This window comes from Lentzea guizhouensis, from assembly GCF_001701025.1.
Classification (GTDB): Bacteria; Actinomycetota; Actinomycetes; order Mycobacteriales; family Pseudonocardiaceae; genus Lentzea; species Lentzea guizhouensis.
In genome coordinates this window covers 9,797,234-9,810,094 of sequence record NZ_CP016793.1, presented here as the reverse complement: position 1 = coordinate 9,810,094, position 12,861 = coordinate 9,797,234, and the positions used below count along the sequence as shown (strand labels likewise).

12 protein-coding genes are annotated in these 12,861 nt (G+C 70.0%); 7 read left to right on the top strand and 5 right to left on the bottom strand.

Annotated elements, in window-relative coordinates; translation table 11 throughout:
* Nucleotides 1–40 precede the first annotated feature (40 nt).
* From BBK82_RS55480 to BBK82_RS46510, 4 genes are all read right to left on the bottom strand, one after another.
* On the bottom strand, nucleotides 41–649 hold the full coding sequence (locus BBK82_RS55480) for an LPXTG cell wall anchor domain-containing protein (protein WP_237047964.1): 609 nt from the start codon (nucleotides 647–649) through the stop codon (nucleotides 41–43).
* Nucleotides 650–779: 130 nt separating this feature from the next.
* Complete coding sequence (locus BBK82_RS46520) at nucleotides 780–3,650, bottom strand: bifunctional RecB family nuclease/DEAD/DEAH box helicase (protein WP_065920612.1); 2,871 nt, start codon at nucleotides 3,648–3,650, stop codon at nucleotides 780–782.
* A 118-nt stretch (nucleotides 3,651–3,768) separates the two neighbouring features.
* Nucleotides 3,769–4,431 (bottom strand): non-homologous end joining protein Ku, encoded by a 663-nt coding sequence (ku, locus tag BBK82_RS46515; RefSeq protein WP_083268660.1) that lies wholly within the window; start codon nucleotides 4,429–4,431, stop codon nucleotides 3,769–3,771.
* A 94-nt stretch (nucleotides 4,432–4,525) separates the two neighbouring features.
* Complete coding sequence (locus BBK82_RS46510; RefSeq protein ID WP_065920610.1) at nucleotides 4,526–5,911, bottom strand: SDR family NAD(P)-dependent oxidoreductase; 1,386 nt, start codon at nucleotides 5,909–5,911, stop codon at nucleotides 4,526–4,528.
* Nucleotides 5,912–5,947: 36 nt separating this feature from the next.
* Between BBK82_RS46510 and BBK82_RS46505 the strand changes: the two genes are divergently transcribed.
* The 4 genes from BBK82_RS46505 to BBK82_RS46495 all read left to right on the top strand — a co-directional run bounded on the left by BBK82_RS46505 (nucleotide 5,948) and on the right by BBK82_RS46495 (nucleotide 8,516).
* The gene (locus BBK82_RS46505; RefSeq protein WP_065920609.1) at nucleotides 5,948–6,667 is read left to right on the top strand and encodes an HAD family hydrolase; all 720 of its coding nucleotides are present in this window, start codon (nucleotides 5,948–5,950) and stop codon (nucleotides 6,665–6,667) included.
* Nucleotides 6,664–6,786 carry a hypothetical protein gene (locus BBK82_RS55970; RefSeq protein ID WP_257785422.1) on the top strand — a complete coding sequence of 41 codons (123 nt, stop codon included), beginning with the start codon at nucleotides 6,664–6,666 and terminating at the stop codon, nucleotides 6,784–6,786. The genes BBK82_RS46505 and BBK82_RS55970 overlap by 4 nt, the downstream gene beginning before the upstream one ends.
* A 114-nt stretch (nucleotides 6,787–6,900) precedes the next feature.
* Entirely contained in the window at nucleotides 6,901–8,103 is a 1,203-nt protein-coding gene (locus BBK82_RS46500; protein WP_065921919.1) for a hypothetical protein, read from the top strand.
* Nucleotides 8,100–8,516, top strand: coding sequence for an SLATT domain-containing protein (locus BBK82_RS46495; protein WP_065920608.1), 417 nt, complete (start codon nucleotides 8,100–8,102; stop codon nucleotides 8,514–8,516). The genes BBK82_RS46500 and BBK82_RS46495 overlap by 4 nt, the downstream gene beginning before the upstream one ends.
* 269 nt (nucleotides 8,517–8,785) lie before the next feature.
* Here BBK82_RS46495 and BBK82_RS46490 read toward each other — a convergent pair whose 3' ends face one another.
* Complete coding sequence (locus BBK82_RS46490) at nucleotides 8,786–9,469, bottom strand: DUF2306 domain-containing protein (protein ID WP_170068082.1); 684 nt, start codon at nucleotides 9,467–9,469, stop codon at nucleotides 8,786–8,788.
* A gap of 91 nt (nucleotides 9,470–9,560) precedes the next feature.
* Here BBK82_RS46490 and BBK82_RS46485 point away from each other — a divergent pair, with 91 nt between their 5' ends.
* The 3 genes from BBK82_RS46485 (at nucleotide 9,561) to BBK82_RS46475 (ending at nucleotide 12,595) form a co-directional block, all read left to right on the top strand.
* On the top strand, nucleotides 9,561–9,776 hold the full coding sequence (locus BBK82_RS46485; RefSeq protein WP_237047963.1) for an RNA-binding S4 domain-containing protein: 216 nt from the start codon (nucleotides 9,561–9,563) through the stop codon (nucleotides 9,774–9,776).
* A 403-nt stretch (nucleotides 9,777–10,179) separates the two neighbouring features.
* A complete protein-coding gene (locus BBK82_RS46480) occupies nucleotides 10,180–11,652 on the top strand; it encodes a sugar transferase (protein ID WP_418287555.1) in 1,473 nt (490 codons plus the stop codon).
* An 85-nt stretch (nucleotides 11,653–11,737) separates the two neighbouring features.
* Complete coding sequence (locus BBK82_RS46475) at nucleotides 11,738–12,595, top strand: DUF11 domain-containing protein (RefSeq protein ID WP_065920606.1); 858 nt, start codon at nucleotides 11,738–11,740, stop codon at nucleotides 12,593–12,595.
* Nucleotides 12,596–12,861: the final 266 nt, after the last annotated feature.

The window sequence follows — 12,861 nt, the reverse complement described above, 5'->3', positions numbered from 1 at the left end:
CAGAGCGTGCGAAAGGTCCCCGCGTGAGGTCAGAACAGCGTCAGGCGCGGCGGCGGCGGACGACGAGCAGCGCGGCGGCACCGGCACCGACCAGGCCGAGGCCGGACAGCAGCAGCCACACCGGGGAGGCGCCGGTCGCGGCGAGCGGCGGCTCCGGCGTGCTGCCACCGGGCGCCGGGGCGACCGGGGTGGTGGACGGCGGCACTGCCGCGGAGGACGAGGGCACCTCCGGAGCCGACGACGCCGGCGGCTGCGTCACCGAGGACGACGGCGGGGTCTGCTTGACGCACGCCGTGGTGGAGCGGTCGTACGACTTCGACCAGCCCTTCGTGCTGTCGGGGTCGTCGTACGCCTTGATGTCGATCTTGAACTTGTGCTCGACGGTGGCGTCGAACTCCCACGTCTCCGTCTTGAAGGACTCGCGGAACGCGACCGGCGCCTTCGCCGTGCCGTCGACCGTGATCGTGAGGAAGTTGTCCTTCTTGCTGCCGTACTGCGTGAGGCCGACGGTCAGGTAGGACTTCCCGGTCTTCACGTCGCACTTGGCCGTCACGTTGTCGGTGTGCGCGGAGGCGGGGGTGGCGAGCGCCAGTGACGCCAGAGCTGCGGTGGCGGTCACCGCGAACGCGCCGAGAACTCGTCTTGCCAACGGAAGCTCCTGCTCAGGGTTGATGCGTGGGGCGGCGGGCATCTGAATAGCAAATCACCCGACCGGGTGAACCGCGCCACGCTAGCAACACAGAGCGCGTGAAAGGTCACCGTCTGGCAACGCTAAGGTGTCACCACGAACAAACCCTCATGTTTTCCGCTAGTGCGATGAAGCCCGCCACCAGTCGCATCTGCTCCACTCCGCGCACATCAGCGTCCAAAAGGCGCGGTGAGCAGATCACCACGGCGACGGCCTGCGCCCGGGACAGCGCCACGTTCAACCTGTTGCGTGACAAGAGGAAGTCCAGGCCGCGCGGCAGGTCCACGGTGGACGACGACGTCATCGACATCACCACGGCCGGCGCCTCCTGGCCCTGGAACCGGTCCACGGTGCCCACTCGCGTTTCGTCGAACCCCGCATCGGCGAGCCGCCGCCGGATCACCCGCACCTGCAGGTTGTACGGCGCCACGACGAGAACGTCCGCATCGGTCAGTTCGCGCGTCTCGCCGTTGTCCGTCCACGTGCGACCGACCAGCGACCGCACGGTGTCCACCACGGCGTCGGCCTCCTCGGTGGACGACGTGATGTTGTGCCGGTGGTCGACCTCGCGCAGGTAGATGCCGGGATCGATGCCCTCGATCGACCGTTCCGACGCGACCGGGTGTGAATGGAGCAGCCCGGAGTACGACAGCTCGGACACCGGACGGCACACCGCCGGATGCATTCGCCGGGTCTCCGCGAGGAAATAGCCCAGATGGCCGGGGATGACATCGGAATCGCCGAGCAAATGGCCCAACGCGGACGCGTCGGACCCCGGCGGGTGCACTCCCTGGACCACCTGCGGCAGCTGTTGCGGGTCACCGAGCAGTACCAGGTTCTTCGCGGCCGTTCCGACCGCCACGGCGTCCGCCAGCGCGAACTGACCGGCCTCGTCGATGATCATCACGTCGAACGGCTGCGCCTTGATCACCGCGTTGGAGAACGTCCACGCGGTCCCGCCGACCAGGTGACCGGCCGGGTGCTCCTCGCGCCAGCGGGCCAGCGCGCCGTTGTCCTTCGGCTGGTCCCACGGCACGCCCTCCTCCGGCTTGCCCTTGGGGCGCTTGGCCATCGGTACGTCACCCGAGCACGACCGCAGCACGTTCTCCACGGCCTTGTGCGACGTGGACGTCACCGCCACCGTCTTGCCCTGGTCGATCAGGTGCGCCACGAGCTTGGTCGCGAGGTACGTCTTGCCCGCGCCGGGCGGCCCCTGCACGGCCAGCGTGCCGCCGTCGAGCTGGTCGACCGCCTTGATCACCGCCTGCACCGTGTCCTCGTGCCGCGGCAACGGCTGCGCGGGCGGAGTGCGCAGCAGCAGGTCGATGCCGGGGCTGCGCGGCAGCAGCGGGAGCAGCTCCACGGCCTGCTGCGCGAGGTCCGCGACGGCCTCGTCCTTCGGCTTCGCGGGCACCGGGCTGCCGGGCAGCACCGCGAGCGGCACCTCGGCGTGCTCGGCGGACGTGCTCTCGGTCAGCACCAGCTCGTTCGGGTTGTCGTCGGCCACCACGGCGGTGCGCGTGACGTTGCCGGGGTAGAGCAGCCGGACCTGCTCACCCGCGCCGAACGGGTGCGGCCGCTCCGGGTCGATCCGCGCGTGCACATGCCGCTTCGACGTGCGCACCCGCCCGCTCGGCGGCACCCAGTCCCCGGCCCGCAGCGTGATCGGCACGGCGCAGTTCGAGTCCGTCTCCAGGTCCGAGATCGGCGCCGCGGCCTGCCGGAAGAAGTCGCCCCACGCCGGGCTCGACTCACGCCGGTGGTAGCCGACGGTCGCGGCGAACAACGTGTGCCCCTCCGCCATCAACGGCTCGGTCAGCGCCGCCATCCGCCGCGCCCGCTCGGCCGCCTTCTCCCGCGCCGCCTCGTCCAGCTCCTCGTCGCGGACCGCGGTCTCGACCCCGTGCTCGCGCTTCACCTTCTCCAGCAGGTCCCGCACCCCGCGGGTCGCGTTCTCGTCCGCCAGCAACGGCCGCAACGCGGGCAGCGTGTACTCCCGCGTGGACACCCGCAACACCCTGCGCGTCAACGCGCTGAGGTCGACGCACCGCCGCACCAGCTCGTCCACTTCGGACTCACGGGTCGCCGCGCGCGCCGCCCGCGCGGCCAGGTCGTGCGGCGTGAAGTGGTAGACCCGGCCGGTCGGCGTGCGGTCGACGAACTCCTCGAACGTGCCCTCCCAGCCCGGAGTGCGGAACGTGTCGCCGTCGACCTCCAGGAACACGTCGTCCTCGGCCGGCTCCGGCAGGTTCTGCAACGCCTCGGGCGCCACGACCTCGTAGGTCGTCACGCCGGTGCGCTCCTGCTGCACCTGCAACCGGGCTTGGGCGGCCAGCGCGGTGAAGCTCGCGGGGGAGAGGGTGGCCGGGCGTTCCTCGGTCGCCGCTAGCGCATCGATTGTTTCAATGCCAACCGAAACTAGCTTCCGCCGCTGGTCAGCGCGCAGACCGGCCACGAGCGACAGGTCGCGGGCCTCCTCCCGCCCGGACGCGCAGTGCCGGGCGAACCGGCACCCGGTGCAGGCGGGCCGCACGTCACCCCACGAGCGCGTCGGCGCCGGTCCCGGCTTCGCGAGCCGAGTGCGCAGCCGCCCCAGCAACGGCGCGAAGTCGGCGACCCGGAACGTCGTCCTGCGGCCGTCCACGAGCAGGTGCGCGCGCTCGGCACCCAGCGACTGGGCCGCCGCGGTGAGGTTCAGCACGGCCAGAGGAGTGGCCTCGGCAGCGTCCTCGCACGGTTCGTAACCGGAGTCCGTGCGCACCAGCGTCGACACCGTGCAGTGGAAGACGCCGTCGAAGAAGACGGCGTTCTCGATGATCTCGGCCCCGGCCCGGATCTCGGCGGCCGTGCGTTCGGCGGCGCCGGCCAGCTCGTCCGGGTCCCCGCGCCGCTCCGTCCGCCCCAGGAAGCTGCGGTGCTCGCACTCGAGCAGGTCGACGAGGTCGGACGGACTGGCGAGCATGACCGCCGATGCTAGACGTTCGCCGGCACGCCCTTGAGCAACGCCTCGCGGCGACCCCGGAGGGATGCGGACGGGCGACCCGCGTTCATCCCCGATACGCGGGTCGCCCGCCCGCGGGCTAGGCGTTCGCCTCCACCAGCCTGAGCAACGCCTCGTGGCTGGAGTTCGGGTAGTCGTGCGGCCGGAACGGCCGGGTCTGCGCCCGCACCAGGGCCGCCGCGGCCGCCAGTTCCCCGGTGCGCACCTCGGTGTCGCGGTGCAGGAACGCGAAGTGCGGCTCGCGCACCTCGTCCGGCCACAGCAGCGTGTGCAGCACCAGCACGCCCGCCTGCTGCCGGATCGCCGCGAGCGTGTCCTTGCCGCGCAGCCCGAACTTCACGACGGCCGCGGTCTTGGTGCGTTCCAGGGTCTCGCGCAGCAGCACGTACGAGCGCACCGAGAGGTCGTCCGGTTCGACGTAGTAACTGCGGTGCAACGAGATCGGGTCGACGTCCGTGACGGGCGCGAACTGCTGGACGTCGATGACGCCCTCCTCGGGCGCCGGCAGCTCGCGCGGGTCCACCTGCACGATGCGGCCGTCGTCGAGCTCGTAGCCGCGGCCGATGTCGTCGGGTGTCAGCCGCAGCGAGCACTCGCCGCACACCTGCTGGTGCCGCACGCGGCCGCTGTCCTCGCGGTGCACGAGGTGCACCCTGCCGCGGTGCTCGGACGCCGCGGACACCAGCCGCACCGTCATCGTCGTCATGCCGAACCGGAGTGCTCCCCGCCACACAGTCCTCATGACAAATGAGTACTCGAACAGGTGTTCAAATACCCCTATGACCTGACGAAAGGGCTCGTTCGGGTGCGTCCGACGGGTACCTCGGACACGTGCGTCACCACGCGGAGGGCGCGTAGTCCTTCAGGAAGCACCCGTACACGTCCTCACCGGCCTCGCCGCGCACGATCGGGTCGTACACGCGGGCGGCGCCGTCCACCAGGTCGAGCGGGGCGTGGAAACCCTCGTCGGCCAGCCGCATCTTCATCGGGTGCGGGCGTTCGTCGGTGATCCACCCGGTGTCGACGGCGGTCATCAGGATGCCGTCGGTCTGCAGCATCTCCTCGGCGCTCGTCCGCGTCAACATGTTCAGCGCGGCCTTGGCCATGTTCGTGTGCGGGTGGCCGGATCCCTTGTACACGCGGGAGAACTGGCCCTCCATCGCGGACACGTTCACCACGTACTTGCGCCGGTGCATCGACTTCGCCATCGACGCGCGCAGCCGCGAGATCAGCAGGAACGGCGCCGTGGAGTTGCACAGCTGCACCTCCAGCAGCTCCACCGGGTCGACCTCGTCGACGTTCTGGATCCACGAGTTCGTCGCCGCGGTGTCCGGTACCAGGCCGCCCGCGTCGATGTCCTTGCCGCCCGCCATCAACGCGAGCGTGGTCACCGAGTGCGCCTCCGGGACCGCGGTGCCCGGCAGGGCGAGCTGGCCGTGGCCGCCGAACGTGATGAGCTCGGGGCGGCGGGCGTCACCGGTCAGCGCCTCGTGCTCGGCCGCGGCCAGCGGGGCGTAGGCGCCGGGGGAGCGGCGCACGGTCTGCGCGGCGTTGTTGATGAGGATGTCCAGCGGGCCCTGGTCGGCCACCGAGTCCGCGAGGCCGAGCACCTGGGCCGGGTCGCGCAGGTCGATGCCGACGACGCGCAGCCGGTCGATCCACTCGTCCGCGTCGGGCATCTGCGCGAACCGCCGCGCCGCGTCCTTCGGGAACCGGGTGGTGATCGTGGTGTGGGCGCCGTCACGCAGCAGTCGCAGCGCGATGTACATGCCGATCTTCGCGCGGCCGCCGGTCAGCAACGCGCGGCGGCCGGTCAGATCCGTGCGGGCATCGCGCTTGCCGTGGTTGAAGCGCGCGCAGTCCGGGCAGAGCTGGTGGTAGAAGGCGTCGACCTCGACGAACCGCTTGCGGCAGGTGTAGCAGGACCGGGCCCGCAGCAGCGTGCCGGCGGTGGCGCCGGGTGCGTTCGAGACCAGCGGCAGGCCCTGCGTCTCGTCGTCGATGCGCTCCGGCGACCCGGTGGCGGTGAGCGACGTCACGGCCCGGTCGTTGGCGGTGATGGCGGCCCTGCGCTCGGACTTGCGGTGCTTCTTGGCGGCCTTGAAGATCTTGGCGGTGGCCAGGCGGACGCGCACCGCGTCCTCGTGTTCCGCGGGCAGGTCCTCGACCTGTGCCAGCACGCGCAGGCAGACTTCCAGCTCCGCGGGGTCGATCGAGGTCATGATCAGGCATTTTACGGGTCGAGGGGTGGAGGTCCGGTGACGGGTCCCGACGTGCTGGTGCTGTGGGACATCGACGGCACGCTGATCTCGGCGCGCGGGTTCGGCGCGCTGATGTACCGCGACGCGTTCCTGCAGGCGTTCGGGCGCGACCTCGCCGGTGCCGTCGACCTGGGCGGACGCACCGAGCTGGACATCATCGCCGAGGTGCTGTCCCAGCAGGGCGTGGAGCACACGCCGGAGACCTCCGCGGTGCTCGCGACCGCGCTGGCCGCGAGCTTCGAGCGGAGGCGCGGGGAGCTCGCCGGGCACGGCGAGGTGCTGCCGGGCGCCAGGGAGGGCTTGGAGGCCTTCGCCGCGGACCCGCGGGTGCACCAGGGCGTGCTGACGGCCAACCTCGGCAGCGTCGCGCGGGTCAAGCTGGAGGAGTTCGGGCTCGCGCACCTGGTCGACTGGGACGTGAGCGCCTACGGCGACGACCACGCCGACCGCGCCGAGCTGGTCGCGGTCGCCCGTGAGCGGGCCCGGCACGTCCGCCGGTTCGCCGACGACGAGGTCGTGCTGATCGGCGACACCCCGCACGACGTGCGCGCGGCCCTCGTGGCGGGCGTGCGGCTGGTCGCGGTGGCCACCGGGCGCAGCACCGCGCAGCAGCTCTCCGACGCCGGTGCCACCGTCGTGCTCGACGACCTGCGCGATCTCGCCGCGGTGCGGGAGCACGTGTGGTCCGGCGGGCGGCGGGGAACCCGCACCGCATGAACCCCGAACTGCCTGAGGCCGACGCCGTCGAGCAGCAACAGGAAGTGGCACCGCTGGAGCCCGCCGAGATCCCGGCGCTCGACGAGGACCGCGAGGTCCCGCTGGACGAGGACGTCTGACCGGCCACGTCCGACCGGCGCGTCCGACCGGCCACGTCCGCGCGCGGTCACGGGTGTGCGGCGACGTCTGAACGGCCCTGGTCTGCGGTCGATCACGGCGTTATGGTGCGCGGCATGCCCAATGCAGGCGGCCCGACAGTCAAACGGCTGTCCCAGCCGGACGCCGACATCCGGCCCCGCTCCCTCGGTCTGCCCCGAGGCCGCGCGGTGATCTCCGTGTTCGGCTCCACAGAAGACATCGAGACCGATCTCGCCGCGAAGTTGTTGCCGGTGCTCAGATCCGTCGTGGTGACCGCGGCGCGCAACGGCGCCGTGTTCGTCACCGAAGGCACCGACCGGGGCGTCGTCCACCTGTTGGGGATGGCGTTGCAGGCCTGCGAGGGGCGCTGGCCCGTCGTGGTCGGCGTGGCGCCCTCCAGCAAGGTGCACGACCTCACCGAAACCTCCACCGGCGGTCAGATCGCGCTGGAACCCAACCACAGCGTGGCCGTCGTCGTCCCCGGTTCGGAGTGGACGGACGCGACACCGGTGCTGTTCCGCGCGGTCGACGCCATCCGCGGCAAGAAGGCCACCATTGCGCTCGTCATCGGAGGCGAGAGCGAGAAGGAGGTCGTCGACCACCTGAGCGGGAACCACCCGCTGCTCGTCATCGCGGGCACCGGCGGGCTCGCCGACCGGATCGCGACCGGTGACCTGACCGGCGACCTGGCCGTGCTGGTGCGCAGCGGCCGGGTGTTCGTCGTCCACGCCGACGAAGGACCGGGCAAGGTCGTCACCGCACTGGAACGGTTGCTGGGCAAGGAGAAGCCCGTCAAGCCGCCGAAGATCTGGCCGAAGGTCCGCTACCGGGCACCGGAACCGCGTCCGCTCGTCGACCCCGGTTTCGTCGTCGCCTACCCTTTGCTCGCCGACGCGATCCACGACGCGAACCAGGTCGTGGCACCGGTGTTCCACGAGCTCGACGCCGAGGCGGAGGTCGAGCAGAACCGCTACCGGCTGCTCGCCGTCCTCGCCATCGCGGGCGGGCTCACCACGACGGTGTTCGGCGCGCTGCAGACGTGGCTGAACGAGACGCCGTGGCCCGGCGTGCTGGTGGTGGCCGGCGGCGCGTTCGCCGCGGCGATCACGATCGTGGCGCGCAAGCGGGAGTCGCTCGACAAGTACCTGACCGCCCGCGCTCGCGCGGAACGGTTGCGGGCCTTGTACTTCGCCCACCTCGCGGCGCCGGCTCCCGAGTCGGAGGAGGCGCGCCAGGACCGGGTGGCCGACCTGGAAGCCGCGGTCAGCGACCGCAAGCTCGAGGTGGTGCGGACATGACCGACAAGCAGCGGCAGGCCCAGTTCGTCGAGGCGTACCTGCGGCACCGCTTCTCCGACCGGCTCGACCACTTCGAACGCGGCCGCAAGCGGTACGCGGCCGCTCGCACGTGGACGGTGGCGGTCGCGGCCGCGCTCTTCATCGCGGCGGCGGCAGCGGCAGCCGTGGGAATGGCGGACGGACCGCGCCGCGCGATGTGGGGCTTCGCGGCCACAACCCTTGCGGCACTGGCGACTGCGGTCTCCGCGTTCGAGGCGACGTTCGGCTTCCGCAGGCTGGCCCGGGAGAACGCCACCACTTCCGTTGCGCTGCAACGACTCGCGGTGGACGGCCCCACGCCGGAGGACGTCGACGACGAACGCCTGGTTGCATTCGTGACCGAAGTGGAGTCCGTGCTGAGGTACGGCCGCTGATTGGAGAAAATGATCAAAAAGCGAACGGAGAAAGCGGTTTCTCGCTTTGCACGCTCCGTGGGTGGTTGATTACGGAAAGCACTAGTTCTGGTGTTTCGGTGATCCCGTTGTCATGATGACCACATCCCCCGATGCGGAAGCAGGCACGACATGACTTGGGCGCGTACCCCTTTGGCTGAGCCTGACACCGGCACCTTTGCCGAGGCCAAGGCTCTCGAGAAGGAGCACAGCACGATCCAGAACAGCAAGGCCGCGCGCACCGTGGCGTGTCACGCGACCGACGCGCTGGACTGCGCCGACCTGCTCGAGATGCTCGGTTTGAGCGCCTCGGAGGGCAAGGCGCGGGTGTAGCCCCTCGACTGGATCCACCACTCGGCGACCAGCAGGTTCACCACGAACGACAGCCAGTTCGCGGTGGTGAAGACCAGCAGCCCGTCTGCGTCCGGCAGCAGGCCGCCGAGCAGCAGCCCCCACAGCCTGCCCGTCACGGCGGCGCTGGTCAGCGCGAACCCGCGGATCATCCAGATGCGGTGAGCGCCGAACCGGCGCCGCCGTGCCGTTCGCAGGCCCTGGGCCGCGCTGGCGAACCACAGCACGGACAGCACCGTCAACGGCCCCGACGTCGCCAGCCCGTAGAACGACAGCTGCGCGCAGACGATGCCGAGCAGTGCCGACGGGAGCACCGCGGCGAAGTAGACGCGGCCCATCACCCGGTGCACCCGCGGGTGTCTCGACCGCAGCCCCGGCCAGAACTGCGACACGCCGGCGACCACTGCCACCGTTCCGGTGAATATGTGCGCGACCAGGAGCCCGTAATGGGCCGGTCCGTGAACCTCCGGACGGGCCTGGCTCATGTCCAGGGTGACGTAGGCGCTCGCGGCGAACGCCGTGATGCCCATGACCACGAATCCCGACACCGCCAACCAGGCGGTGTGCCCAAACGAATTTTTCATGCATCGGAGCGTGTCAACGACATCACTCGTTTGCACTGGTGCGCGCCCCCGAGCGAGCAGTGGGGACCGCCCTGCTGGGATGATGCGGCTCATGCGCACGGTGGAGATCTCGGAAGAGCCGATCAGGCTAGGGCAGTTCCTCAAGCTGGCTCAGCTCGCGGACGACGGCGGGCACGCCAAGGAGCTCATCGAGGACGGGGAGGTGCACGTCAACGGTGCTGTGGAGCTGCGCAGGGGGGCGCAGTTGCGAGCGGGCGACGTCGTGGTGGTCGGAACCGATGAGGTGCGCATTTCCGTTCGGTCGTAGCTGATTGCTCCGTTCGGCGGTAAAGCAACGCTCAAAACAGGTCGAAGCGCTAGGGCCTGAAGACCTGTTCTCGACCATCAAGCCGAGCCATACACGACATTTATGTCCCTTGTGGACATGAGCAATCGTCTTGTGGCTACTCGGTTTCCAGCCGGTGAGACGCACGTCACGTCCGCCATTCGGGCTTTGAGGAGAAATTTTTCCGCAGCCTGTAACGCGAACGCCGGGGCTGGCGAATGACGGTTGCAAGCTCCGGGTTCGACGGTCTGCCTTGTGGGAGGGGCGGCCCGGTGTGTCCGGAGTGTCAAAGGTCCTCGGGGTGACCTGCGTCCGCACACGTCCGGAATCACCGCTGAGCGGGGAGATCACAACGATGAGTGAGCAGGTCCGCTCTGCCCGTGACATGGTCCACGGGCAGGGATCTACGCTCAATCCTGAACGTGGCCACGAACACAGACAGACGCATCCGCCCATCGCGGGGTGGGAGACGCGTTACCGCTATGCCGTCATCACGGCTGACGTGCTGACGACGGTGCTGGTGGTGGTGGCGGTGGGGGCCGTCATGCACGCACGCCACGCCGCGTTCGGCCCGCTTTCCCTTGCACTGCTGGACATACTCACAGTGGTTGTCGTCGTCGGCTCGCTCGCGATCAACCGGGTGTGGACGCCGGCGGTGCTCGGCCAGGGTGCGGAGGAGTTCCGAAGACTCGGCCGGGGCTTGTTCGGTGCGGTGGTCGCACTCGGTCTCGGTGCGCTCGCCGTCGACATCCCCGGCGCCCGCTTGTGGGTCTTCGTAGTCGTTCCCGCGATCGCGCTGGTCGCCTTCCCCCTGCGCTACCTCCTGCGCCGTCCGCTGCACAGCGGCCGCGGCGAGGGCCGGTTCATGCTCTCCGTCCTCGCCGCCGGCAACCTGGAAACGGTCGAGGACCTCATCCACCGCACCCGCCGCATGGCCCACCTGGGCTGGCGCGTGGACGCGGTCTGCACGCTCGACGGCCGTGGCCGCGTGGGTCCCGACGTCGACGGCGTGCCCGTCGTGGGACAGCTGCGCGAGCTCGCCGAGCAGGTCCGCCGCGGCGGCTACCGCATCGTCGCCGTCACACCCGACGCCTACTGGACACCGCGCCGTCTCCAGCAGCTCGCCTGGGCGCTCGAAGGCTCCGGCACCGAGATGGTCGTCTCGCCGGGCCTGATGGAGGTCGCCGGTCCCCGTCTGCACATGAGCGCCGTGCTCGGCATGCCGCTGCTGCGGGTGAGCGAACCGGCGCTGACCGGGTTCCGCCGGCTCGTGAAGGGCGTCGTCGACAAGGTCGGCGCGTTCGTGCTGCTGCTCGTGCTGGCACCGCTGATGTTCGCGGTGGCGGCGTTCGTGATGATCGACAGCCGCGGCCCGGTGTTCTACCGCCAGAAGCGCGTCGGCAAGAACGGCGCGCCGTTCACGATCATCAAGTTCCGCACCATGGTCACCAACGCCGACGCGTTGCGCACCAGGCTCGCCGCGGCCAACGAGGGCCACGGGCTGCTGTTCAAGATGAAGAAGGACCCGCGCATCACCAAGGTGGGGTCGTTCCTGCGGCGCTACTCGATCGACGAGCTGCCGCAGCTGCTCAACGTGCTCAGCGGCGCCATGTCGCTGGTCGGCCCCCGCCCGCCGTTGCCGGAGGAGAGCGCGAAGTACTCCTCCGACGTGCGGCGCCGGCTGCTCGTCAAGCCGGGGCTCACCGGGCTCTGGCAGGTGAGCGGACGCAGCGACCTCTCCTGGGAGGAGTCGGTGCGGCTGGACCTCCGCTACGTCGAGGACTGGTCCCTCGCGCTCGACGCAGTGATCCTGTGGAAGACCTTCCGGGCCGTGTTCGGCGGCCACGGAGCTTACTGACTCGACCGGTTTCACCTGATTTGCCAAGGCCTCCAGGGGGAGGGGAGTGGATCAGTCTGGATCAACGACGAGCCGGAGGAGAACAATGTTTCGGCGAACACTGGCGATCGCGACGATCGCCGGACTGCTCGGCGCCGCTGTGGCGGCGCCGGCCGTCGCCGCCCCGCCCGAGGTGGAACTGACCTCGAGCGCGGCCGTGGTGCGGCCGGGCGAGCAGTTCACGGTCACGGTGAAGCTCACCAACATCAACGGGTTCACGATCCTGCAGCCCACCGCCAGGTTGTTCAGCGCCCCGCGGGCCATCGCGGAGTACACGACCCTGGTCGGCTGCACCGGTGCGGCCGGCTGCACGACGCTGACCGGCCCCAGCGGCCCGACCGGCTACCGGGCCGCGCTGGCCGAGGCGCTCGGCGGCTTCCAGTCCGCCACCGTCACGTTCACCCTCGCGGTCAAGCAGGACGCGGTCGGCGGAACCGGCACGCTGCAGGCGCAGCTGTTCGGCACCAACTACGCGACGTTCCCGGTGGACGGTCCACAGCTGACCGTCCACACCGAGGCCGACCTCCAGGTCGCCAAGATCACCGGTACGCCGCGGCTCGGGCTCCTGGTGTCCCGCATCGACTTCACCGTCGACGTGACCAACCACGGCCCCAACGCGTTGCTCGGCGGCGTGGTGACCACGACCCTGCCGCAGGGCGTCTCGGCGGCAAACGGCACGTGCACCGCGAGTGGCAACACGGTGACCTGTCCGGTGCCGCACCTCGCGCCGGGAGCGAGCGCGAAGCTCGCCTTCACGGTTCCGGTGCGGTTGCTGAACATCGGACTGGACCACCGGTTCCGGGCCGCACGCACTGGTTCGGACCCGGTCGACCCGAACACGGGCAATGACGCCGCGAGTACACAGTGCACAGTCGTCAGCCTGGTTCTCGTCAGCTGCCGGTGATTGATCGCTTTCCGTCAAGGCGTTGTGACACAAGTGATTCCGCTGATCGGCCTAATCGGAAGTATTAGGCCGCTCAGCGGTTTTCGTTGTAACGAAGGCGAGGATCGGCCCGAAGTTCACTGTGGAGAGTCGCTTCAGGCTGGTGGGAGAGCCGGCTGGGGTGCGACGGCGGTGCTCGTGCCAAACCATCGTCTGGGGCAGTAGTTCAGGAAGAGGTAGACGCCCATGTCCTTGTTCGATCCCAGGAGACGCCTGAGATCAATGGG

What these genes read in the sequence shown, in the direction of transcription:
- BBK82_RS46475 (WP_065920606.1), top strand. Translation starts at nt 11,738, where the DNA reads ATGTTTCGGCGAACACTGGCGATCGCGACGATCGCCGGACTGCTCGGC.
- ku (WP_083268660.1), bottom strand. Translation starts at nt 4,431, where the DNA reads ATGAGGACTGTGTGGCGGGGAGCACTCCGGTTCGGCATGACGACGATG.
- BBK82_RS46480 (WP_418287555.1), top strand. Translation starts at nt 10,180, where the DNA reads ATGGTCCACGGGCAGGGATCTACGCTCAATCCTGAACGTGGCCACGAA.
- BBK82_RS46510 (WP_065920610.1), bottom strand. Translation starts at nt 5,911, where the DNA reads ATGACCTCGATCGACCCCGCGGAGCTGGAAGTCTGCCTGCGCGTGCTG.
- BBK82_RS46495 (WP_065920608.1), top strand. Translation starts at nt 8,100, where the DNA reads ATGACCGACAAGCAGCGGCAGGCCCAGTTCGTCGAGGCGTACCTGCGG.
- BBK82_RS46490 (WP_170068082.1), bottom strand. Translation starts at nt 9,469, where the DNA reads ATGAAAAATTCGTTTGGGCACACCGCCTGGTTGGCGGTGTCGGGATTC.
- BBK82_RS46485 (WP_237047963.1), top strand. Translation starts at nt 9,561, where the DNA reads ATGCGCACGGTGGAGATCTCGGAAGAGCCGATCAGGCTAGGGCAGTTC.
- BBK82_RS46500 (WP_065921919.1), top strand. Translation starts at nt 6,901, where the DNA reads ATGCCCAATGCAGGCGGCCCGACAGTCAAACGGCTGTCCCAGCCGGAC.
- BBK82_RS55970 (WP_257785422.1), top strand. Translation starts at nt 6,664, where the DNA reads ATGAACCCCGAACTGCCTGAGGCCGACGCCGTCGAGCAGCAACAGGAA.
- BBK82_RS46520 (WP_065920612.1), bottom strand. Translation starts at nt 3,650, where the DNA reads ATGCTCGCCAGTCCGTCCGACCTCGTCGACCTGCTCGAGTGCGAGCAC.